This is a genomic window from Lysobacter luteus (genome assembly GCF_907164845.1).
Classification (GTDB): domain Bacteria; phylum Pseudomonadota; class Gammaproteobacteria; order Xanthomonadales; family Xanthomonadaceae; genus Novilysobacter; species Novilysobacter luteus.
Map to the genome: position 1 here is coordinate 2,598,426 of NZ_OU015430.1, position 21,575 is coordinate 2,620,000.

Consider the following 21,575-nt stretch of genomic DNA (forward strand, 5'->3'; position numbering starts at 1 on the left):
TCTTGCAGCGGCGCGGGGCGCCGGTCAGATCAGCTTCAGGAGCTTGGCGACATCGGCGCGCAGCCCGACCGGATCGAACCCGGGAGGGTAGCGCAGGATCACGAACCCGTTCGGGTCGACCACGTACGCCGGCACGCCGCGCGCCGGATCGGCGTCGAGCCCCGGAAGCGCGGCGCGGAGGCGCGGTTCCGGCTGCACCACGTGCAGCGTCCGCGGGCGGGCGTCGGCCGGCGGCAGGCAGGCGTCCTCGCCGCAGATCCAGAGCAGGTGCACCCGGTCCGCGTCCTTGCCGAACAGCCGCCAGACGGTATCGAGGTCGTGCGCCAGGCGGTCGCAGCGTTCGCCGCACTGCGCGGGCGGCGCGACGACGATGCGCCAGGTCCGCAGTTCCGGCTGCCAGGCGTACTCGCCACCCTCGGCCAGCACCGGTACGACCTCGCGCAGGTCGGCCGGCGGATCGAGCAGCTCCCCGTGGTTCCTGCGCCCGTCCGGTTGCCAGCCGGAGAAGCGCAGGATGCCGGCCACCAGCATGCTGCCGAAGAACATCACGAAGATCGCGACCAGCAGGACGCGATTCCGGTTGCGGGTGCGGAGGTCGACCCCTGCCGGTTCGTTCATGGCGACATCACTCCTGCAGCGTGCGTGTTCATCGGCGTGGCCCACCGGTCACCGGGCGGCGCCTGCGAAAGGTGAGGATCAGTGCGGTGGCCAGCACCGCGAGCGCGAGGCCGAACCACTGCACCGCATAGCCGCGGTGCTTGTCCGGCGGCAAGGTGTTGGCGAGCAGCTCCAGGTCGCGCTCGTAGCCCAGCTCCATGGCCGGGTCGAGCCGCAACACGCGCGGTGCCAGCGGGCCCGGCAGGCCGGTTTCGGCGGCGATGGCCGCCATGTCGACACGAGTCAGCAACCACTGGTCACCGCTCTGGACCAGTCCTCGCCCCAACGCGATGCCGCTCGACGGCGGGGCCGCCAGCAGGCCGCGCAACTGGATGTCGCCCTCGGGCCGCGGGATGACCGGCAGCTCGCGCGATGGGGGCAGCGGCATCCAGCCCATGTCGACCAGCATTGGCCCTGCGCCTTCCGGAATAAAGACGCGGTAGATGCGCACGCCGACCCTGCCCTCGCGCTGCTGGTTATCCAGCAGCAGCGCGCCGCGCGCGTCGAACCTCCCCGCGCCGGCGGCCCAGTCGTACTGCCCGGCGCTGTGGGGATCGTGCGCCGCGGCCAGCGGAACGACTTCGCGCCGGGTCATTACACGGTCGGCTGCATCGAGCATCGCCTGCTTCTCGACCGCACGCTGCTGCTGCCACCGGCCCAGGCTCGCGAACGCCGCGATCGTCGCGATCGCGAGCAGCCAACCCACCACCAGGGTGCCCCGACGGCTCACTGCGACACGGCCTGCGGCTGCGATAATGCGGGCACCGCGGCGGACGCCGCCCGACCGAGCGCCGCGCGCCGGAGCTGCCTGATGAAGACCCTGCTGATCGTCGGCTTCCTGATTCTCATACTCTGGAACCTCGGTGCCGGCCTCTATTACATGCTGGTCGACAAGGGCGAGAGCAAGCGCACGGTCAATGCGCTGACCCGTCGCATCGTGCTGTCCATCGCCTTGGTCCTGATGGTGGTGGTGGCCGCGAAACTGGGGTGGATCGAGTTCCACGGCGTCGGCCGCTGAGGCGTGGCAGGCCGGTCATCCGGCCGGGGCCTGAAACGCCACAACCGCGACGCGCGCGGTTGCCGGCAAAACGGTGGCCGCGGCCGCGGTCCCCTGGGACCAGCGGCCGGCAGGCCCGCGTCAGAGCACGTAGACGAACAGGAACAGGCCGAGCCAGACCACGTCGACGAAGTGCCAGTACCACGCGACCGCCTCGAACGCGAAGTGGTTGTCGCGGTCGAAGTGGCCCTTGAGGCAACGGAACCAGATCACCGCGAGCATGATGGTACCCAGCGTCACGTGCAGGCCGTGGAAGCCGGTCAGCATGAAGAAGGTCGAACCGTAGATACCCGATCCGAGGGTCAGGTTGAGTTCCTGGTAGGCGTGGATGTACTCCTCGGCCTGGAAGAACAGGAACACAAGGCCCAGCAGCACCGTCGCGCCGAGCCACACCAGCAGCGCGCGGCGGTGGCCGGCCTTGAGCGCGTGGTGGGCGGCGGTGACCGTCGCGCCGGAGGTCAGCAGGATCAGCGTGTTGAGCAGCGGCAGGCCCCAGGCAGGGATGGTCTGGAACTGGCCGCCGACCGCGGCGGGACCGTTGCTCGGCCAGGCCGCGCTGAAGCCCTCCCACAGCAGATTGTTGGTCGCCATGCCGTCCCCGGCGCCACCCAGCCACGGCAACGCGTATTGCCGGGCGTAGAACAGGGCGCCGAAGAACGCGGCGAAGAACATCACCTCGGAGAAGATGAACCAGATCATCCCCATCCGGAACGAGACGTCGACCTGCCGGTTGTAGTGGCCGCGGACGGACTCGCGGATCACGTCACCGAACCAGCCAAACAGCACGGCCACCAGCAGCGCGACACCGATCAGGAAGGTGGCCCGGCCCCAGCTGACGTCGTTGAGCCAGGTGGCGAAACCGACCATCGCCACGAACAGCGCGATCGAGCCGAGGAACGGCCAGCGGCTGCTGTGCGGGACGAAGTAGATGTTGGCGTCTGGCGTTTGGGCTTGGGCCATGGCGGCGGTTCCGTGGTTCGTGGATGCGTGGCGTTACGGCGCGGCAGCGGGGGTCGCGGCCACCGGATGGGCGGAAGCGGCCTGCTGCGCGGTAAGCGCGTCGTTCTTGTAGAAGGTATAGGACAGCGTCACCGTCTTCACGTCGTCCGGCAGGTTGGGGTCGACAATGAAGCGGACCGGCATGTCGCGGCTTTCGCCGGCATGCATGGTCTGGGCGGTGAAGCAGAAACACTCGGTCTTGCTGAAGTAGCCCGACGCGCGCGCCGGCGCGACCGACGGCACCGCGCTGCCGACAATGGTGCGGTCGCTGGTGTTGTGCGCCCGGTAGCTGGTCTCGTACTGCTGGCCGGGACGCACCTGCATGGTCAGCTGGCTGGGCTCGAACTCCCACGGCAGCTTGGAGTTGACCCCGCCATCGAACTGCACCGTGACCAGCCGGTCGGAAACCGCCTGGCCGCGCGTGGCCTCCACCGCGGTGTTGTCGAGGCGGATGCCGAACACCTTTTCGCAGGCGATCCGGTAAAGCGGCACCAGCGAGAAGCTGAAACCGAACGCCAGCGCGGCGACCACCAGCATCTTGCCCAGCCCCTTGGTGGGCTTCGGGGCCTGCTCCGGGGACTGCGGCGCGCTCATTGCCCCAGCACTCCACTGAGGATGAAGGCGACGTACACCGCCACCGCGATCCCCCCGACCCATAGCGCGGTCCGGCGCGCGGCCTTGCGGCGCGCGTCGGGGTCCAGGCGGGGGTCGTGGGTCGGGGTCATGGCGACGCGGCGTTCGAGGTCAGTGGGTGACGTCGCCGTGGGCGAGGTCGCCGTCGCGGATGACCGGCGGGGTGGTGAAGGTGTGGTGCGGCGCCGGGCTCGGCACGGTCCACTCCAGGCCACGCGCGCCTTCCCAGGCACGGGCGGGCGCCACGGCGCCGACCTTCTTCGAACGCCACAGGATGAACGCCATCAGGAACGGGGTGATGAACATGCCGAACGCGCCGATCGAGCTGACGAGGTTCCAGTCGGCAAACACCACGTTGTAGTCCGGGATGCGGCGCGGCATGCCGGCCAGGCCCAGGAAGTGCTGCGGGAAGAACAGCAGGTTGACGAACACCATGGTCCACCAGAAGTGGAACTTCGCCAGGCCCTCGTTGTACGTCCGGCCGGTCCACTTGGGCCACCAGTAGTACACCGCCGCGATGATCGCGAACAGCGCGCCGGTGACCAGCACGTAGTGGAAGTGCGCGACCACGAAGTAGGTGTCGTGGTACTGGAAGTCGGCGGGCACGATGGCGAGCATCAGGCCGGAGAAACCACCGATCGTGAACAGGATGACGAACGCGATCGCCCACAGCATCGGCGACTCGAACGTGATCGAGCCGCGCCACATCGTGGTGACCCAGTTGAACACCTTCACGCCGGTCGGAATCGAGATCAGCATCGTGGCGTACATGAAGTAGATCTCGCCACCCAGCGGCATGCCGGCGGTGAACATGTGGTGGGCCCACACGATGAACGACAGGAACGCGATGGCGGCGGTCGCGTAGACCATCGCCTGGTAACCGAACAGCGGCTTGCGGGCGAAGGTCGGGATGATCTCCGACACGATGCCGAACGCCGGCAGGATCATGATGTAGACCTCGGGGTGCCCGAAGAACCAGAAGATGTGCTGGTACATCACCGGGTCACCGCCGCCGGCGGCGTTGAAGAACGAGGTCGCGAAGAACTTGTCGGTCAGCAGCATGGTGACCGCGCCCGCCAGCACCGGCATCACGGCGATCAGCAGGAACGCGGTGATCAGCCAGGTCCAGGTGAAGATCGGCATCTTCAGCAGGTCCATGCCCGGCGCGCGCATGTTGAGCACGGTGGCGATGATGTTGATCGCGCCCATGATCGAGCTGATGCCCATCATGTGGATGGCGAAGATCGAGAACGCCACGTTGCTGCCGCCCTGCAGGGACAGCGGCGGGTACATGGTCCAGCCCGCGGCGGGGCCGCCACCCGGGAGGAACAGGGTGAGCAGCAGCAGGGTGAAGGCGAACGGCAGGATCCAGAACGACCAGTTGTTCATGCGCGGCAGCGCCATGTCCGGCGCGCCGATCTGCAGCGGGATCATCCAGTTGCCGAGGCCGACGAAGGCCGGCATCACGCCGCCGAAGATCATCACCAGCGCGTGCATCGACGTCATCTGGTTGAAGAACTCGGGATTGACGTGCTGCAGCCCGGGGACCGCCAGCTCGGTGCGGATCACCACCGACATCGCCGCGCCGACGATGAACATGATGAAGCTGAAAATCAGGTACAGCGTGCCGATGTCCTTGTGGTTGGTCGAAAAGAACCAACGGTCGATGAAGCCCTGCTTGTGGGCGTGGTCATCGTGGTGATCAGCAACGGGGTGCGTGGCAGCCATGGCCTACCTCTAAATTACGTTTGTTTGACGACGCGGACGGATCAGCCGGCGACCGCAACGGCGGGCGCGGCTTCGTCGTCGGAGTTCGGAGCTTGTTCAACCGGGGCCGGCTCGGCCGGCGCGGCGGCCGGCGCGGCGGCCGGGGCCGGGGCCGGGGCGTTGCCGGCCCTGCGGGCGGCCAGCCACTGGCGGTACTCGGCGGGAGGCACGGCCTTGACCACGATCGGCATGAAGCCGTGGTCCTTGCCGCACAGCTCGGCGCACTGGCCGCGGTAGATGCCCGGGGTCGAGATGTCGGTCCAGGCCTCGTTGACGATGCCCGGCACGGCGTCCTGCTTCCAGCCCAGCGCGGGCACCCACCAGGCGTGGATGACGTCGTCGGCGGTGATCACGAAACGGATCTTGGTGTCGGTCGGCAGCACCAGCATGTTGTCGACGTCGAGCAGGTAGTTGGCGTGGTCGGCCACGGTCGGCACCACCCCGCTCTGGCGCAGCGCGTCGCTCTTGCGGTCGAGACGGCTGGTGAACTCCACGCCCTGGCCCAGGTACTCGTACTTCCACATCCACTGGTAGCCGGTGACCTTGACGGTCATCTCGGCGTCCCGGGTGTCGTACATCGCGATCAGCTTGGTCGTTGCCGGCGCCGCCATCAGCACCAGCAGCACCACCGGGATCACGGTCCAGAGGATCTCCAGCCGGGTGCTGTGAGTGAAGTCGCGGTCCGCCACGGCGCCCTTGGACTTGCGGAACTTGAACATGGCGACGGCCATCGCGCCGAACACCAGCACGCCGATCGCCACGCAGATCCACAACGCCAGCATGTGCGCGTCGTAGGCGTTGTTGGACAGGTGGGTCACGCCACGCCCCATGTTGAGCTGCCAACGCTCGGGGTCGGCGCTCTGTGCGAATGCGAGGACCGGCGTCGCCATCGCGGCCACGCCCATTGCCCACTGCTTGAAACGACCGGCTTTCATCACTTCGAGCCCCAGAATCACTTGATTGACATGTGTTTGCATCGTGCTCCGCGGGCTGCCACTCCCGGCGCCCGTGCCCTTCGGGCATGGATCGACCGCGGAGAGGTGGCTGGCGAGCCCGCGCAGGGCCCCGCGCTTCGCGACCTGGAACGGCGCTCGGCGCAACGGATAACCCATGAATCGTAACCGTGGCGCGGGGAAGCGGCAAGCTGACGCCCATCACACGACGTCTCCCGGAGGCCTTGACGCAAGTCAAGATCGGCGTTCCGGCGGGGCTCGGGGCGGTTGCGAAACGCCACGTGATGCAAAGCTCCAGTACACGCGCGCGGTACCGTCGCCGGCCTTAGACTAGCGCGTCCCCACCCTCCCTCCCCTGGCCCGATGGACAATCCCTCCCCCGTTTCCGGCGGCCGACCGGCCGCTGGCGCTTCCGTCCGCAAGCTGGTTAGCCCCGAGCTCCCGGCGTTGCCGGCCGGCCCGCGCGCCGCCATCACCGCCGGCTGGGTCCGCGACGAGGCCGCGCACGTCCGCAGCCTGCTCGAGCAGGCGCGCCTACCGGAGGCCGAGCAGGCCGCGGCACAGGCGGTCGCGGCCGACATGGTCACCCGGGTCCGCGCGCGCGCGCAGGACCAGGGCGCCATCGAAGCCTTCATGCGCCAGTACGACCTCGGCAGCGAGGAGGGCGTGCTGCTGATGTGCGTTGCCGAGGCGCTGCTGCGCATCCCCGACGAGGAAACCACCGACAAGCTCATCCGCGACAAGCTCGGCGAGGCCGACTGGAAGCGCCACATGGGCAAGTCCGACTCGGTGCTGGTCAACGCGTCGACGTGGGGCCTGATGCTGACCGGCCACCTGGTCGATCTGGCCGACGAAACCAGGCGCGACGCGCACAACGCCTTCAAGCGCCTGGTCGGGCGTGTCGGCGAACCGGTGATCCGGCTGGCCGTGCGCCAGGCGATGAAGATCATGGGCCACCAGTTCGTCATGGGCAGGACCATCGGCGAGGCGCTGGCGCGGTCCCGCAAAGGCGTCAATGCAAGCTACCGCTACTCGTACGACATGCTCGGCGAGGCCGCGCTGACCGAGGCAGACGCGCAGCGCTACCTGCAGGCCTACCGCGACGCGATCGCGGCGATCGGCAGCAGCGGCGACTTCCACAGCGCCGACGTGTTCGGCACGCCCAGCATCTCAGTAAAGCTGTCGGCGCTGCACCCGCGTTACGAACACGCCAAGCGTGCCCGCGTGCTGGCCGAGCTGACGCCGCGCGTGCTCGAACTGGCGCAGCTGGCCAAGCAACACGGCATCGGGTTCACCGTCGATGCCGAGGAAGCCGATCGGCTGGAACTGTCGCTGGACGTGTTCGCCGGCGCCTACGCCGACGGGTCGCTTGACGGCTGGGAAGGCTGCGGCCTGGCTGTGCAGGCCTACCAGAAGCGCGCGCCGGAGGTGATCGACTTCATCGCCCACCTCGCCCGCCAGCACGGCCGCCGGATCCCGGTGCGGCTGGTCAAGGGTGCGTACTGGGATACCGAGATCAAGCGCGCGCAGGTCGACTGCCATCCCGGCTATCCGGTGTTTACCCGCAAGCCGAACACCGACGTGTCCTACCTCGCCAACGCGCGCCGCATGCTTGATGCCGCGGACGCGATCTACCCGATGTTCGCCACCCACAACGCACAGACCATCGCCACCGTGCACCGGATGTCGCGCCTGGGTGGCAAGCGCGTGGAGTTCGAGTTCCAGAAGCTGCACGGCATGGGCGACGACCTCTACGCCGAGGTGATCCCGGCCGACCGCCTCGACGTGCCGTGCCGCGTGTACGCACCGGTCGGCAGCCACGAGGACCTGCTGCCGTACCTGGTCCGCCGGCTGCTGGAGAACGGCGCCAATTCCAGTTTCGTCAACCGCATCACCGACGAGGACGTCGCGATCGACGACCTGATCCGGGACCCGGTGCAGACCGTGTCCGGCTTCGAAACCATCCCGCATCCCCGCATCCCGCTGCCGGTCGACGTGTACCGCAGCTTCGCCGGTTCGATGCAGTACTGCGACAGGAGCAACTCCATGGGCGTCAACCTCGCCGACGACGACCGGCTGCGCACGCTGGCCCAACAGATCAACGCCGCGGTGCGCGACGACTGGTTCGCCGAGCCGCTGGTGCCGGGGGCCACGCCAGCCGGCGAGTGGCTGCAGGTGACCAACCCGGCCGACCGCCGCGAGGTTGTCGGCCGCTGGCTGCCGGCCGACAGCGCGACGGTCGAGCGCGCGGTGGTCAATGCCGTCGCCGCGCAGCCCAAGTGGGATGCGACCCCGGCCGCGAGCCGCGCGGCGATCCTCGAGCACGCCGCCAACCTGCTCGAATCGCGGATGGCCGAGTTCATCGCGATGTGCACCAAGGACGCCGGCAAGACCATCCCCGACGGCGTCGGCGAAGTGCGCGAGGCGGTCGACTTCCTGCGCTATTACGCGTGCCAGGCGCGGAAGCTGTTCACCGTCGAGGCGCTGCCCTCGCCGACCGGCGAGACCAACACGCTGCAGTTGCATGGCCGCGGCGCATTCGTCTGCATCAGCCCCTGGAACTTCCCGCTGGCCATCTACATCGGCCAGGTTGCCGCGGCACTGGCGACCGGCAACAGCGTGATCGCCAAGCCGGCCGAGCAGACCAACCTGGTGGGCTACGCCGCGACCCGCCTGTTGCACGAGGCCGGCGTGCCGGAGGACGTGCTGCAGTTCCTGCCCGGCGACGGCCTGACGGTCGGTGCCGCGCTCACCAAGGATCCGCGCATCGCCGGCGTCGCCTTCACCGGCTCCAACGAGACCGCGAACGCGATCAACCGCGCACTGGCATCGCGCGATGGCGCGATCGGCGTTCTGATCGCCGAGACGGGTGGCCAGAACGCCCTGATCGCCGACTCTTCGGCGCTGCCCGAGCAGCTGGTCAAGGACGCGATGAGCTCGGCTTTCACCTCGGCCGGCCAGCGCTGCTCGGCCGCGCGCGTGCTGTTCGTGCAGGAAGACATCGCCGACAAGGTGGTCACCATGCTGGCCGGCGCGATGGCCGAACTGAAGGTCGGCGACCCGGGGCTGCTGTCGACCGACGTCGGTCCGGTGATCGACGAGGACGCGCTGAAGACCCTGCACGCCCACGCCGAGCGCATGGACCGCGAGGCAAGTCCGATCGCGACCGTCGCGATGGGCGAGGACACCGCGCACGGCAGTTTCTTCGCGCCGCGCGCGTACGCGCTGCGCTCGCTCGACCAGCTCGAGCGGGAAGTGTTCGGCCCGGTGCTGCACGTGATCCGCTGGAAGGCGGGCGAGCTAGACAAGGTCATCGACGCGGTCAACTCGACCGGTTACGGGCTGACGCTCGGCGTGCACTCGCGCATCGACGAGACGGTCGAGAAGATCGCCGCGCGGATCAAGGTCGGCAACTGCTACGTCAACCGCAACCAGGTCGGCGCGGTGGTCGGCGTGCAACCGTTCGGCGGCCAGGGCCTTTCGGGTACCGGTCCGAAGGCCGGCGGGCCGCACTACCTGCCGCGGTTCACTACCGAGAAGACGATCACCATCAATACCACCGCCTCCGGTGGCAACGCCTCGCTGCTGACGCTGGGCGAGTAGTCGTAAGGTAGCTTCGCTCCCGCGCCGGCGCCGTCCCACTGCGGGCGGCGCCCATGAAAAAGCCCCGCCGGAGCGGGGCTTTTTCGTTCTGCATGGTGCGATCGATCAGAACTTGTACTGCGCCGCGACGCCGAACAGGTTCGCGTGGCCCTCGAACTCGCCGACCAGCACGCTGCCGCTGCTGGACACCGACTCGACGGTCGGGGAGTCGATCTCGATGCGCATGTAGGCCGCATCGATGCTCAGGTTCGGCGAGGCGTGCCAGGTCAGGCCGACCGTGTACAGCTGGCGGTCGTTGTCGGGCAGGCGCGGGGTGCGGTGCTCGTCATTGGTCGGGGTCTCGTCGACCGCCGCACCGGCGCGCAGGGTGAACGCCTCGTTGAGGTCGTACTCGCCACCCAGGGCGACCATCGTGGAGTCTTCCCACTGGAACTGCTCGCTGGCGATCGGGGTCCCGTTGGAACGCTCGATGTTGACCGCCTGCAGCGACTCCCAGCCGGTGCGTTGGATGTCGGCCATCATCCGGAACGAGTCCGTGAAGTCGTACTGCACGCTCAGGGTGTCGACGCTCGGGGTGGTCAGCTTGGCGCCGCCGGGGCCGTCGGCGTAGGCCACCGCCATCGGACCCATCGCCGCGACGACCGCCGCCGGGACGGTGAAGTCGACGTCGCCGTCGATCTCGTGGTCGATCTCGGAGTGGTGCGAGTAGCCGATCGCCAGGCGCTCGGTCGGACGGAACTGGAAGCCGAGCAGCCAGCCCAGGCCGTTGTCGGTGCCGCTGACTTCGACGAAGCCGTCGTTCTTCTGCGGGCCGAACGGCGCGTTGACCGGGTCGGGCGTGATGCACGCGGCGATGTTGACGCGGCAGATGCCCGAGCCGAAGTCGACTGCGTTGGACAGCGTCACGTCGGCGTGCTGGTAGATCAGGCCGACGCCGACCGAGAAGGTCTCGTGCAGCTCGACCGCGGCCGACAGGGTGAAGTCGACGGTCTTCACGTCCGACTCGACTGCGTTGTAGCGGCCGACCCAGTCGCGGTCGTACTCGGTGGCCAGGCCGAACGGTGCGCTGATGCTCGCGCCGACGGTCAGGCCTTCGAACGCGCCGTGCAGCGGGGCGACGATCGCAATCGCCGGGACCGCGGTCGGGTCGCCCGGGTCGCCGCCATCACCGCCGGTCAGCGGCTGCGCCAGCGGCGTGCCGGCCGCGGCCTGGCCGCCGCCGGTGAATTCGGCATTGAGGTCGATGATGGTCGCGTCGATCTGCACCGTGGTGCGGTCGAGGTTGACCATCGCGGCCGGATTGTTGGAAACGACCGAGGCATCATCCTGCGCCACGGCGGTACCGGCGTTGGCACGGCCGAGGTTCTTGACGCTGTTCTCGCGGATCTGGAAGCCGGTGGCGTGGGCCTGGCCAAGCGCGAGTACGCCGGCGATGCCCAGCGCGAGCGCCGTGAGGGTGGTGCGGTGTGCGTGATGCATGCGTGTGGTCTCCATTGGAGTTTTATGTTTTTCTTCGGCCCTGCCTGCAGCGCCGGCCGGGCCGGTCACCGGCGGGCGCCGGGGCTGCCGCCATACGGCGCCGTCTGCACTATAGCGTGCCGATTAACCCCGCGCTAACAATGCCCCGGAAGCGAGGACCCGCCTTGTTCCTGTCCATTCCGTCGCGCCAGAAGCCGCCTCTCCGATGGGCCACGCCGCTGCTTTTCGCGGCTCTCTGGGGCAGCTTCACCTGGCTGGCCTGGGCCCCGGCGGCCGAGCAGTCGAGGTGGGTCATGGAGTGGGGCGCGTTGTCGGGCGGGCTGACCACGCCCGCGGCCTGGCAGGCCGCGCCGGGCGACGGCAGCCTGCTGCGGCTGGTCACGGCGCTGTTCCTGCACGCCGACTGGGCCCATCTGTTGGGCAACCTGGTGTTCCTGCTGATCTTCGGGCTGCCGGCCGAACGCGCGATGGGCCCGTGGCGGTTCGTACTGCTGTTCCTCGTGGGCGGCGCGGTGGCCAACCTGGCCGCGGTGCTGGCCATCGGCACCCCGGACCGGCTGATCATCGGAGCCAGCGGCGCGGTGTCGGCCCTGATCGGTGCCTACCTGGCGCTGTTCCCCTCGGCCAAGCTGGGCGTGGTGGTGCCGCTGGGACTGTTCCTGCAATTCGTCAAAGTGCCCGCACCGCTCCTCATCGGCGTCTGGGCGGCGTTGCAGGTGGTGTTTACCTTCATCGGCCCGGCATTCGGCGCGGTGGCCTGGTCGGCCCACCTGGCGGGATTCGCGTTCGGTGGCGCGTTCGCATTGCTGGCACGGGCCGGCATCGCCCGTCGGTTGCGGCGGCGACGCGGGTTCTGAGGTCCGGCGTCAGCCCTCGACCGGCACAGCGTCCCCGTCCGCGTGATCGTTCGCACCGGCACCGGCATCAGCACCGGGGCTCGCTCCCGCGACCAGCTTCTTGAGCTCGGCGAGGGCCGCAGTGACGTGGCCCTCGCCCTCCAGCACCTCGCCGGCGTTGATGCCGGGCAGCGCCTCGCCGTCGCCGTCGTCGGGCACTTCCGCCCCCAGGTGACCCGGCAGGTCGGCCTCGGTGTAGCCGGCCGGGCGGCCGTCGTCACCACCCTCCTCGGCGTGCAGGACCACGTCGGGCACGATGCCGAGCGCCTGGATCGAACGTCCATCCGGGGTGTAATAGCGCGCGGTGGTGAGCTTGACCGAGTCGCCGTTGTCGAGTGGCAGCACGGTCTGCACCGAGCCCTTGCCGAAGGTGCGGCTGCCGACGATACGGGCACGGCCGTTGTCGCCGAGCGCGCCGGCCAGCACCTCCGAGGCGCTGGCCGAACCGGCGTCGACCAGCACCACCACCGGCGCGCCATCCAGGCGGTCGCCCGGGGTGGCGCTGAAGGTGGCGTCGCTGACCGGGATGCGCCCGCGCGTGCTGACGATGCCGCCGTCCTCCAGCAGCGCGTCGGCGATCTGCACGGCCGAGTTGAGCAGCCCACCCGGGTTGCTGCGCAGGTCGATCACCAGCCCGCGCAGGCGGCCACCGGCCTGCGTGGCAAGCTCGCCCAGCTGGCGTTCGAAATCGGCGGCGGTGTCGGCCTGGAAGGTGCTGACGCGCAGGTAGCCGAAGCCCGGCTCGAGCATCCGGCTGCGCACGCTGGCGATGCGGATGGTCTGGCGTTCGACGGTCAGCTTGACCGGCTCGTCGGCCCCGTCGCGCAGGATGGTCAACTCGACACTGGTACCGGCTTCGCCGCGCAGCGGGGTCGAGCTGTCGCCTTCGCCGGCGCGCAGCGGCTTGCCGTCGACGGCGACGATGAGGTCGCCGGCCTTGACCCCGGCGCGGGCGGCCGGGGTGTCATCGATTGGCGCGATCACGCGCAGGCTGCCGTCGGGCTGGCGGAAGATCTCGACCCCGATGCCGTCGTAGTTGCCGCGCGCCTGCTCCTCGAAATCGTCGGTGGCGTCGGCTTCCAGGTAGGCGCTGTGCGGGTCGAGGTCGAGCAGCAACCCCCGAATCGCGGAGTGCATGAGTTGCTCGTCGTCGACCGGCTCGACGTATGCCGCCTTGACCGCGCTGTACACCGCCACGTACCGGCGGATCTCGTCGAGCGGGATGTTGGATGCCGACGCCGCCGCGGCATCCTTCGCGGGTGGTTGCGCGGCCTGCTGCGCGGTGACCGGAAGGCTGGCCAGCGACAGGCCGATGGCGAGGGCGAGCGGAACGAGGCGGCGATGGGGCATCAGGCGGACTCCGGGGGACACGGGCTACGGTCACGAGTTACGGACCGGGGGCAGCCGCGGTCGTTCAACCAAGTATGTCGACCGGCAGGGCCGGCGTCAGCCGACCTTAAGTCGCGGGTGCGGAAGTTTCCGTAAATCCCGCGCAGCGCCTCAGCGGCGGAGCCAGCTGCCCGGATCGACCGGTTCGCCGTTGCGGCGCAATTCGAAGTACAGCGCCGGGCGCCCGTGCCCGCCGGAACTCCCCACCGTCGCGACCCGGTCGCCACGCTTCACCGCGTCGCCGGCATCGCGCAGGAGCGCGTCGTTGTGGGCGTACAGGCTCATGTAGCCGTTGCCGTGGTCGATGATCAGGATCAGGCCGAAGCCACTCATCCACTCCGAATAGACGACGGTGCCGTCGGCCACCGCGGTCACCGGCGTGCCGGCGGCCGCGCCGATCAGCAGGCCATCGCTGGCGCGGCCATCCGGCAGCTTCGCGCGGTAGCCGGCGAGCAGGTTGCCGGCCAGTGGCCAGCCCGCGCCACCGACGGCCGGGCCGGTGGCGACGACCGGCGACGGCCTGGGCGACGGCGTCACGGTGCCACCCGCTGCGGCGGCCTCGCGCGCTTCGCGCGCCTCGCGCTCGGCCTTGGCCGCTGCCGCCGCGCGACGCTGGGCCTCGGCCCGCGCCGCCGCCGCGCGCAGCTTCTCCAGCAGCTGCTCCAGCCCCTTGGCATCTCGGCCCAGCGCCTTCTCGCGGCTGCGGCGGTCCTCGAAGCTCCGGTCCAGCCGGGCCACGACCTCGCGACGGGCCTTGCGGTCCTTTTCCAGTTGCGCGAGCTGTTGCTGCTGGCGCACGCGGGCGGCCTCCAGCTCGGCACGGCGTGTATCGATGCGTGCCTGCACGGCATCCAGCTCGGCCAGTGCGCCGGTCAGCTCCGCGATGCGCGCGGCGCGGTCGCGCTGCACGTAGCGGTGGTAGGCGAGCAGTCGGTTGGCATCGGCGACCCGGTCCTGGGCGAGCAGCAGTTTCAACGGTGCCGCGTCGCCCTGCGCGTAGGCCGCGCGCAGCAATCGCGCGAGTTCCTCGCGGCGTCCGCCAAGGGTGTCTTCGAGGTCGCTGCGTTGCTGTTGGAGTTTCGCCAGTTCCGCCTCGCTGGCGGCCAGTTCGGCCTCCACCGCGGCGAGCGCGCGGCCGGTGCGGGCGACCTGTTCGTCGGCCTTGCGCAACTCGCGAGTAGCGGCGCCACGTTGTGACTCGATCTCACGCCGCTCGCTGGCGACCGACTTGAGCTCCTTGCGGACCGACTCGAGCTTGCGCTCGGCCTCGCGGCTGCTCTGCGCCGAGGCACTCCCGGCGGCAACCGCGGCGAGCGCGATCGACAGGAGCAGCCGGGCGACGCCGTGCCGCATCAGCCTGCGGGCCTGTCCAGCAGCAGCGACTGGCCGGTCATCTCGGCAGGCACCGGCACGCCCAGCAGGTCGAGCAGCGTCGGCGCGACGTCGCGCAGGGCGCCGCCACTGCGCAGCGTCGCCGGCCGCGGCCCGAGGTAGGCCAGCGGCACCGGCCCGACGGTGTGTGAGGTATGAGGTTGTCCGGTCTGCGCGTCGCGCATCATCTCGACATTGCCGTGGTCGGCCGTGACCAGCAGCGCGCCGCCGGTGTCGCGCACCGCCGCCACCACCGCGCCGATCGCGAGGTCCACCGCCTCGACCGCCTTGATCGCCGCCTCCAGGCTGCCGCTGTGGCCCACCATGTCGGGGTTGGCGATGTTGCAGATCGCCACGTCGATCGCGCCGGAGCGGATCGCCGCCGTGAGCTTCTCGGTGACCTCCGGGCAGCTCATCTCCGGTTGCAGGTCGTAGGTGGCGACCTGCGGGCTCGGCACCAGGATGCGTGTCTCGCCGGGATACTCGTCCTCGCGCCCGCCGCTGAAGAAGAAGGTGACGTGCGCGTACTTCTCGGTTTCGGCGATGCGCAGCTGGCGCAGGCCGTGGTCGGCGAGCACCTCGCCCAGCGTGTTGCGCAGGTCCTCGGGCCCGAACGCGACCGGCGCCGGCAGGCTGGCGTCGTACTCGGTCAGGCAAGTGAAACGCACCAGTGCCGGCCGGCGCGCCGGGAAGCCGTCGAACCCGGGCGCCACGAACGCCGCCGCCAGCTGGCGTGCACGGTCGGCGCGGAAGTTCATGAACACGGCCGCGTCGCCATCGCGCATCGGCACCGGCGTGCCGACCACCGTCGGCAGCACGAACTCGTCGTTCTCGCCACGCGCATAGGCGGAATCCAGCGCGTGGGCAGCGTCGTTGGCGCGGTGCGCGGCCTGGCCTTCGACGATGGCATCCCAGGCTTGGCGCAGCCGGTCCCAGCGCCGGTCCCGGTCCATCGCGAAGTAGCGGCCGCTGACGCTGGCGACGCGCGCGTTGCCGGCCGCGGCGCAGGCGGCGTGGAGCTTGGCCAGGCTGGGCGCAGCCGAACGCGGAGGCATGTCGCGGCCATCGAGGAAGGCATGCACGGCGACGTCGGCCACCTTCTCGCGACGCGCCATCTCGATCATCGCCAGGATGTGGTCCTCGTGGCTGTGCACGCCGCCAGGCGACAGCAGGCCCAGCAGGTGCAGCGTGCCGCCGGTGTTGCTCACCGCGGCGCAGGCGGTGCGCAGCTCTTCGTTGGCGAAAAAGCTGCCGTCCTCGATCGCCGCGTCGATCCGGGTCAGGTCCTGGTAGACGATCCGGCCGGCACCCAGGTTCATGTGGCCGACTTCGGAGTTGCCCATCTGGCCGTCCGGCAGGCCGACGTGGCGGCCCTCGGTGTGGATCAGGGTGTGGGGGACCGATCCGACCAGGGCATCCCAGTGCGGCAGGTGGGCCTGCGCGAGCGCGTTGTCGGCCGGGTCCTCGCGGTGCCCCCAGCCATCCAGGATCAGCAGTACGACGGGGCGGATGGCGGGCGCGGCGGGCTCGGGCACGTCGTTGGTTCCAGTGACTTCGGACAGGTGCGGATTGTAGCGAAGCGGGATATCAAGGACCCCTGCATTAAACCGCCGCCGGCCGCGGTGCATCCCAACCGGCATGACCCGCTACCAATGGACCCCCGACATGAGCCTACGCCCCACCGCCTCCGCGCTTCTTCCACTCGCCCTCGCCGCCGTTTTCGCGGTGTCGTCCCCGGCGTTTGGCCAGGACCACAGCAAGATCAATGGCAGCATCCACGTGGAGGACGGGCAGAAGGCCGGCGATCTCGACACCGTCAACGGCAGCATCAGGGTGGGCGAGAACGCCACCGCCGGTGACGCGGAAACCGTCAACGGCAGCATCAAGGTCTACGACGGGGCGGGCGTAGGCGGCCTTGCGACGGTCAACGGGAGCATCAAGGTCGGCAGCCAGGTGACGGTCGGCGACGACGTCGAAACCGTCAACGGCAGCATCTTCATCGACCGCGGCGGCAACGTGGGCGGCGACATCGAGACCGTCAACGGGGCCATCGGCCTGGTCGACACCGACGTGGCCGGCGGCATCGCGACCGTCAACGGTGACCTCACGGTCGGCATCGGTTCGCACGTGCGCGGCGGCATCCACTACGAGAAGCCGGGCACGCAGTTGATCTCGTTCAAGCGGCGCGACCCGCGGGTGGTCATCGGTCCGGATGCCCGGGTCGACGGGCCGCTGGTGTTCGAGCACTCGGTCTCCCTGTATGTCCACGAGACCGCCTCCATCGGACCGGTGACCGGTGCGACCGCGGTCCGCTACAGCGGCGCACGCGCGCCCGCCGGCGACTGACGAGGTTGGTTTTGCGGTGCCTGCCGGCTCGCCGGCGGGCACCGGCGCCCACGGGACAACGCTGCTAGCATCGGGCGTTCCGCAACCCCGGAGGCGCCATGTCCCGCATCCCGCTCCTGCCCGCCACCTCGCTGGTGGCCGCCGCACTTGTACTGGCTGCCTGCGACCGGCCGGCCGAACCGACGGCGGAGACCGCCGACACCACCGCGACCCCGACCCGACCGGCCGCTGAGTTCGAGCCGTCGATCAACCCCGGCGACTTTGCCGCCCACGTCGAGCGGCTCGCCTCGGACGAGTTCGCCGGGCGCGCGCCGGGCAGCGTCGGCGAGGAAAAGACCGTCGCCTACCTGGTCGAGCAGTTCCAGCGCCTCGGCCTGCAACCGGGCAATGGCGACAGCTTCCTGCAGACGGTGCCGATGGTGGAAACTACCGCCGACCCGGCCGGCACCCGGATGACACTCGCCATCGACGGCCAGCCGCGCGAGCTCGATTTCGGCGACGAGATGGTGATCGGCACCCGCACCGGCCAGGCGCAGATCGACCTCGATGACAGCCCGCTGGTGTTCGTCGGTTACGGCGTCAACGCGCCCGAGCTGGGCTGGAACGATTACGAAGGCGTCGACGTCAAGGGCAAGACGGTCGTGATGCTGATCAACGACCCGGGCTTCCATACGCAGGATGCCGGGCTGTTCGAAGGCAAACGGATGACCTACTACGGCCGCTGGACCTACAAGTACGAGGAGGCCGCCCGCCAGGGCGCCGCCGCCGCGCTGATCATCCACGACACCGAGGGCGCGTCCTACGGCTGGGACGTGGTCAAGAATTCCTGGACCGGACCGCAGTTCGACCTGCCGGCCAAGGACGACCCCGAACCGCGCCTGCCGGCGCAGGGCTGGATCACCGGCGACGTCGCGCGCGAGTTGATGGCGGGCAGTGGCCAGGACCTCGACGCGCTGTACAAGGCGGCCAACCGCAAGGGCTTCGAGGCCGTCGAGCTGGACGCGACGATGTCGCTTGAGCTCGCCAGCACCAGTTCGGAGAAGTCCTCCCAGAACGTGATCGCCAAGCTGCCCGGCACCACCCGCCCGGACGAGGCCGTCATCTACATGGGCCACTGGGACCACCTGGGCGACCACGGCCACGAGGGCGAGGCTGGCGCGGATGCCGACAGCATCTACAACGGCGCGATCGACAACGCGACCGGGATCGCCGGCATCCTCGAGATCGCCGAGGCGTTCGTCGCGCAGGAGCCGGCGCCCGAGCGCTCGGTGCTGTTCCTGGCGGTCACGCTGGAGGAGTCGGGCCTGTTGGGCTCCAAGTATTACGTCGCCCACCCGAGCGTTCCGCTCGACCAGACGGTCGCCGCAATCAACCTGGATGCGATGCCGGTGATCGGCAAGACCCGCGACATCACCGTGGTCGGCCTGGGCAACTCCGAGCTGGAAGACGTACTCGGCCAAGTGGCAGGCGAACAGGACCGCGAACTTCGCGCCGAGGCCACGCCGGAAAGCGGGTTCTACTTCCGCTCCGATCACTTCAATTTCGCCAAGGCCGGCGTCCCCGCGCTGTATGCCAAGGGCGGCGACGAACTGGTCGAAGGCGGCAGCGACGCCGGCAAGCAGGCCCATCTGGATTACCGCGACAACCGTTACCACAAGCCCGCGGACGAGTTCGACGCAGGCTGGGACATGGACGGCGTGGTGCAGGACCTGGAGGCGCTGTACGGCGTCGGCCGCGTCCTCGCCGGTGGCGACGCCTGGCCCAACTGGTACGAGGGCAACGCCTTCCGCGCCGCGCGCGAGGAGATGATCGATGGCAAGGAGTCGGCCAGCGGCGGCTGAGCGATCGACTTCTGGACCACCCGACGGCGCCTGCGGGCGCCGTCGGCGTTTTCGGCTAGGCTGTCGCCACTCAGCACCGGATCCCCTGCAATGACGATAGCGACTGCCTACTGGTGCGTGGTAATTGCCGCGCTGCTTCCGTACGTGTGGACCGTCATCGCCAAGAGCGGCGGCGCACGGTTCGACAACCGTGATCCGCGCGGCTGGATCTCGCGCCAGGACAATCCCCGTACCGTCCGCGCCAACGCCGCGCAGCTGAACGCGTTCGAGGCGTTCGCTCCGTTTGCCGCCGGCGTCGTGCTGGCCCAGCTGGCAGGCGTCGCGGAATCGACGATCGCGTTGCTGGCGGTCATCTTCGTCATCGCGCGGGTGCTACATGGCGTGGCCTATCTCGCCAACCGCGCAACGCTTCGCAGCCTGATCTGGGCGGTCGGCATCGGCTGCGTGGTCGCGCTGCTGGTGATGGCGGCACTTGCGATCCGATAGCCCGGACGACGCGACGGCGGTGCCCGATTGCGAATCCGTTGACGCGCTCGCAGCGCAAGTGCGGCGTGACGGGTTCGCCTTTGCCGAAGGCGCGGCGGTCGACGCGATACTCGGGGCGGCCGGCGGGTTGGACGACTGGGACGTTTTCGCTGAAAGCTGGGACCACCTCGATCCGGATCAGTACCTGGCGGCCACCGGCCGCTACCGCCGGCGGCGCCATGCGGTGTTCGACCTCGGGGCGGCGCTGGATTCTTCCGCGGCGCCCCATCGACTCCCGGACCAGCCGCACTTCCAGACGCTCGCGCACAATCCGCTGCAGGGCGGGTTGGCCCGCTGGTTCACGCCGATGACGGACACAGCAGTTGGCACGCGCGCCTTCCAGACACTGATGGGTTTCGGGCGGAAAGTGTTCGCACGGCTCGACAGCGCCGCGGCGACGGGGAGCTGGCGCGTCGAGGCCCACCAGTTCCGCATCGAGGCCAAACCAGATCACGCGGGCGAGCCGACTCCGGAAGGCATGCACCGCGACGGCGTGGACTATGTGCTCGTCGTGCTGGTCGAGCGCCGAAACATCGAATGCGGGACCACCTCGATCCACGCACCGGACGGCACTGAGCTTGGCAGCTTCACCCTCACCCGGCTCCGCGACGTTGCGCTGGTGGATGACCAGCGGGTGCTCCATGGCGTCACGGCCGTCACGCCGCGTGACCCGTCCAAGCTCGCGCACCGTGACGTGCTGGTCCTGACGTACTGCCGCGGGACTTGAGGTCCGCAACGCTCGCAGGAGTCGCCGGGTTGCCCACGGCCCCTACCGCGGCGTCTCGAACTTCGAAAAGAAGAAAGCCGGTCCCTTTTGGGGACCGGCCTTCGGTGTAAATGCTCAGCGATGACCTACTCTCGCATGGCAAGGCCACACTACCATCGGCGCATGTGCGTTTCACTTCCGAGTTCGGGATGGGATCGGGTGGTTCCACACAGCTATTGTCACTGAGCAAGCTGTTGGAGTCGCGCCCAGGGGGCGCGGACTCGCATGGGGTGGGACGTAGCGAAATTGGGTCTGGAATGTCATCGACGCGTCGTCGAGTCCAAGGCCACTTGAGGTTATATGGTCAAGCCACACGGATCATTAGTACTGGTTAGCTCAATGCATTGCTGCACTTACACACCCAGCCTATCAACCACCTGGTCTTGATGGTTCCTTCAGGGGAGTCAAGCTCCCGGGAGATCTCATCTTGAGGCGCGCTTCCCGCTTAGATGCTTTCAGCGGTTATCGCTTCCGAACATAGCTACCCGGCAATGCCACTGGCGTGACAACCGGAACACCAGAGGTTCGTCCACTCCGGTCCTCTCGTACTAGGAGCAGCCCCTCTCAAATCTCCAACGCCCATGGCAGATAGGGACCGAACTGTCTCACGACGTTCTGAACCCAGCTCGCGTACCACTTTAAATGGCGAACAGCCATACCCTTGGGACCGACTACAGCCCCAGGATGTGATGAGCCGACATCGAGGTGCCAAACACCGCCGTCGATATGAACTCTTGGGCGGTATCAGCCTGTTATCCCCGGAGTACCTTTTATCCGTTGAGCGATGGCCCTTCCATACAGAACCACCGGATCACTAAGACCTACTTTCGTACCTGCTTGATCCGTCGATCTTGCAGTCAAGCACGCTTATGCCTTTGCACACAGTGCGCGATGTCCGACCGCGCTGAGCGTACCTTCGTGCTCCTCCGTTACTCTTTGGGAGGAGACCGCCCCAGTCAAACTACCCACCATACACGGTCCCCGACCCGGATTACGGGCCCAGGTTAGAACGTCAAGCACGACAGGGTGGTATTTCAAGGATGGCTCCACCCGAACTGGCGTCCGGGTTTCACAGCCTCCCACCTATCCTACACAGACGAACTCAACGTTCAGTGTAAAGCTATAGTAAAGGTTCACGGGGTCTTTCCGTCTTGCCACGGGAACGCTGCATCTTCACAGCGATTTCAATTTCACTGAGTCTCGGGTGGAGACAGCGCCGCTGTCGTTACGCCATTCGTGCAGGTCGGAACTTACCCGACAAGGAATTTCGCTACCTTAGGACCGTTATAGTTA

Annotated in this window: 18 protein-coding genes and 2 rRNA genes (1 of these 20 only partly in view); 7 read left to right on the forward strand and 13 right to left on the reverse strand. The window is 68.7% G+C overall.

Features of this window, described 5'->3' with window-relative positions; genetic code table 11:
* Positions 1–24: 24 nt before the first annotated feature.
* A complete protein-coding gene (locus tag KOD61_RS12240) occupies positions 25–618 on the reverse strand; it encodes a hypothetical protein (protein WP_215218933.1) in 594 nt (197 codons plus the stop codon).
* 28 nt (positions 619–646) lie between these two features.
* Positions 647–1,387: an SURF1 family protein gene (locus tag KOD61_RS12245; RefSeq protein ID WP_215218934.1), complete on the reverse strand. Its 741-nt coding sequence runs from the start codon at positions 1,385–1,387 to the stop codon at positions 647–649.
* An 81-nt stretch (positions 1,388–1,468) separates the two neighbouring features.
* Between KOD61_RS12245 and KOD61_RS12250 the strand changes: the two genes are divergently transcribed.
* On the forward strand, positions 1,469–1,675 hold the full coding sequence (locus tag KOD61_RS12250) for a twin transmembrane helix small protein (protein ID WP_215218935.1): 207 nt from the start codon (positions 1,469–1,471) through the stop codon (positions 1,673–1,675).
* A gap of 120 nt (positions 1,676–1,795) precedes the next feature.
* Here KOD61_RS12250 and KOD61_RS12255 read toward each other — a convergent pair whose 3' ends face one another.
* Genes KOD61_RS12255 through coxB form a run of 5 tightly spaced genes read right to left on the reverse strand, consistent with a single transcriptional unit; the run spans position 1,796 to position 6,018 of the window.
* On the reverse strand, positions 1,796–2,674 hold the full coding sequence (locus KOD61_RS12255; RefSeq protein WP_215218936.1) for a cytochrome c oxidase subunit 3: 879 nt from the start codon (positions 2,672–2,674) through the stop codon (positions 1,796–1,798).
* A 33-nt stretch (positions 2,675–2,707) separates the two neighbouring features.
* Positions 2,708–3,307, reverse strand: a complete 600-nt coding sequence (locus KOD61_RS12260; RefSeq protein WP_215218937.1) for a cytochrome c oxidase assembly protein — start codon at positions 3,305–3,307, stop codon at positions 2,708–2,710.
* Positions 3,304–3,438 carry a hypothetical protein gene (locus KOD61_RS13065; protein WP_256441538.1) on the reverse strand — a complete coding sequence of 45 codons (135 nt, stop codon included), beginning with the start codon at positions 3,436–3,438 and terminating at the stop codon, positions 3,304–3,306. Before KOD61_RS13065 ends, KOD61_RS12260 begins: the two co-directional genes overlap by 4 nt.
* Before the next feature lie 19 nt (positions 3,439–3,457).
* Complete coding sequence (gene ctaD / locus KOD61_RS12265; protein WP_215218938.1) at positions 3,458–5,074, reverse strand: cytochrome c oxidase subunit I; 1,617 nt, start codon at positions 5,072–5,074, stop codon at positions 3,458–3,460.
* 41 nt (positions 5,075–5,115) lie between these two features.
* Positions 5,116–6,018, reverse strand: coding sequence for a cytochrome c oxidase subunit II (gene coxB, locus KOD61_RS12270; protein WP_215220406.1), 903 nt, complete (start codon positions 6,016–6,018; stop codon positions 5,116–5,118).
* A 411-nt stretch (positions 6,019–6,429) separates the two neighbouring features.
* Between coxB and putA the strand changes: the two genes are divergently transcribed.
* Positions 6,430–9,669, forward strand: a complete 3,240-nt coding sequence (gene putA / locus KOD61_RS12275) for a bifunctional proline dehydrogenase/L-glutamate gamma-semialdehyde dehydrogenase PutA (protein ID WP_215218939.1) — start codon at positions 6,430–6,432, stop codon at positions 9,667–9,669.
* Positions 9,670–9,774: 105 nt separating this feature from the next.
* Here the strand turns inward: putA and KOD61_RS12280 are convergent, their stop codons facing one another.
* The gene (locus tag KOD61_RS12280; RefSeq protein WP_215218940.1) at positions 9,775–11,148 is read right to left on the reverse strand and encodes an OmpP1/FadL family transporter; all 1,374 of its coding nucleotides are present in this window, start codon (positions 11,146–11,148) and stop codon (positions 9,775–9,777) included.
* Positions 11,149–11,312: 164 nt separating this feature from the next.
* Here KOD61_RS12280 and KOD61_RS12285 point away from each other — a divergent pair, with 164 nt between their 5' ends.
* Positions 11,313–12,005 (forward strand): rhomboid family intramembrane serine protease, encoded by a 693-nt coding sequence (locus KOD61_RS12285; protein WP_215218941.1) that lies wholly within the window; start codon positions 11,313–11,315, stop codon positions 12,003–12,005.
* 9 nt (positions 12,006–12,014) lie between these two features.
* On the opposite strand, the gene KOD61_RS12290 is transcribed toward KOD61_RS12285, so the two are convergent.
* The 3 genes from KOD61_RS12290 to gpmI form a co-directional block, all read right to left on the reverse strand.
* Positions 12,015–13,394 carry a S41 family peptidase gene (locus KOD61_RS12290; protein WP_215218942.1) on the reverse strand — a complete coding sequence of 460 codons (1,380 nt, stop codon included), beginning with the start codon at positions 13,392–13,394 and terminating at the stop codon, positions 12,015–12,017.
* Positions 13,395–13,544: 150 nt separating this feature from the next.
* A complete protein-coding gene (locus KOD61_RS12295) occupies positions 13,545–14,786 on the reverse strand; it encodes a murein hydrolase activator EnvC family protein (protein ID WP_215218943.1) in 1,242 nt (413 codons plus the stop codon).
* Positions 14,786–16,339: a 2,3-bisphosphoglycerate-independent phosphoglycerate mutase gene (gene gpmI, locus KOD61_RS12300; RefSeq protein ID WP_251370596.1), complete on the reverse strand. Its 1,554-nt coding sequence runs from the start codon at positions 16,337–16,339 to the stop codon at positions 14,786–14,788. The genes KOD61_RS12295 and gpmI overlap by 1 nt, the downstream gene beginning before the upstream one ends.
* 130 nt (positions 16,340–16,469) lie before the next feature.
* Between gpmI and KOD61_RS12305 the strand changes: the two genes are divergently transcribed.
* The 4 genes from KOD61_RS12305 (at position 16,470) to KOD61_RS12320 (ending at position 20,243) form a co-directional block, all read left to right on the forward strand.
* Complete coding sequence (locus KOD61_RS12305) at positions 16,470–17,150, forward strand: DUF4097 family beta strand repeat-containing protein (RefSeq protein ID WP_215218944.1); 681 nt, start codon at positions 16,470–16,472, stop codon at positions 17,148–17,150.
* Positions 17,151–17,248: 98 nt separating this feature from the next.
* Positions 17,249–18,991, forward strand: a complete 1,743-nt coding sequence (locus KOD61_RS12310; RefSeq protein ID WP_215218945.1) for a M28 family metallopeptidase — start codon at positions 17,249–17,251, stop codon at positions 18,989–18,991.
* 90 nt (positions 18,992–19,081) lie between these two features.
* The gene (locus KOD61_RS12315) at positions 19,082–19,477 is read left to right on the forward strand and encodes an MAPEG family protein (protein WP_215218946.1); all 396 of its coding nucleotides are present in this window, start codon (positions 19,082–19,084) and stop codon (positions 19,475–19,477) included.
* 19 nt (positions 19,478–19,496) lie between these two features.
* Positions 19,497–20,243, forward strand: a complete 747-nt coding sequence (locus KOD61_RS12320; RefSeq protein ID WP_215218947.1) for a 2OG-Fe dioxygenase family protein — start codon at positions 19,497–19,499, stop codon at positions 20,241–20,243.
* Positions 20,244–20,355: 112 nt separating this feature from the next.
* Here the strand turns inward: KOD61_RS12320 and rrf are convergent.
* Both rrf and KOD61_RS12330 read right to left on the reverse strand, forming a co-directional pair.
* Positions 20,356–20,469, reverse strand: a 5S ribosomal RNA gene (rrf, locus tag KOD61_RS12325).
* A gap of 113 nt (positions 20,470–20,582) precedes the next feature.
* Positions 20,583–21,575 (reverse strand): 23S ribosomal RNA (locus KOD61_RS12330) (it continues 1,886 nt past the right edge of the window).

What these genes read in the sequence shown, in the direction of transcription:
- KOD61_RS12280 (WP_215218940.1), bottom strand. Translation starts at nt 11,148, where the DNA reads ATGCATCACGCACACCGCACCACCCTCACGGCGCTCGCGCTGGGCATC.
- KOD61_RS12305 (WP_215218944.1), top strand. Translation starts at nt 16,470, where the DNA reads ATGAGCCTACGCCCCACCGCCTCCGCGCTTCTTCCACTCGCCCTCGCC.
- KOD61_RS12310 (WP_215218945.1), top strand. Translation starts at nt 17,249, where the DNA reads ATGTCCCGCATCCCGCTCCTGCCCGCCACCTCGCTGGTGGCCGCCGCA.
- ctaD (WP_215218938.1), bottom strand. Translation starts at nt 5,074, where the DNA reads ATGGCTGCCACGCACCCCGTTGCTGATCACCACGATGACCACGCCCAC.
- KOD61_RS12255 (WP_215218936.1), bottom strand. Translation starts at nt 2,674, where the DNA reads ATGGCCCAAGCCCAAACGCCAGACGCCAACATCTACTTCGTCCCGCAC.
- KOD61_RS12295 (WP_215218943.1), bottom strand. Translation starts at nt 14,786, where the DNA reads ATGCGGCACGGCGTCGCCCGGCTGCTCCTGTCGATCGCGCTCGCCGCG.
- KOD61_RS12250 (WP_215218935.1), top strand. Translation starts at nt 1,469, where the DNA reads ATGAAGACCCTGCTGATCGTCGGCTTCCTGATTCTCATACTCTGGAAC.
- KOD61_RS12260 (WP_215218937.1), bottom strand. Translation starts at nt 3,307, where the DNA reads ATGAGCGCGCCGCAGTCCCCGGAGCAGGCCCCGAAGCCCACCAAGGGG.
- KOD61_RS13065 (WP_256441538.1), bottom strand. Translation starts at nt 3,438, where the DNA reads ATGACCCCGACCCACGACCCCCGCCTGGACCCCGACGCGCGCCGCAAG.
- coxB (WP_215220406.1), bottom strand. Translation starts at nt 6,018, where the DNA reads ATGGGCGTGGCCGCGATGGCGACGCCGGTCCTCGCATTCGCACAGAGC.
- KOD61_RS12240 (WP_215218933.1), bottom strand. Translation starts at nt 618, where the DNA reads ATGAACGAACCGGCAGGGGTCGACCTCCGCACCCGCAACCGGAATCGC.
- putA (WP_215218939.1), top strand. Translation starts at nt 6,430, where the DNA reads ATGGACAATCCCTCCCCCGTTTCCGGCGGCCGACCGGCCGCTGGCGCT.
- KOD61_RS12315 (WP_215218946.1), top strand. Translation starts at nt 19,082, where the DNA reads ATGACGATAGCGACTGCCTACTGGTGCGTGGTAATTGCCGCGCTGCTT.
- KOD61_RS12290 (WP_215218942.1), bottom strand. Translation starts at nt 13,394, where the DNA reads ATGCCCCATCGCCGCCTCGTTCCGCTCGCCCTCGCCATCGGCCTGTCG.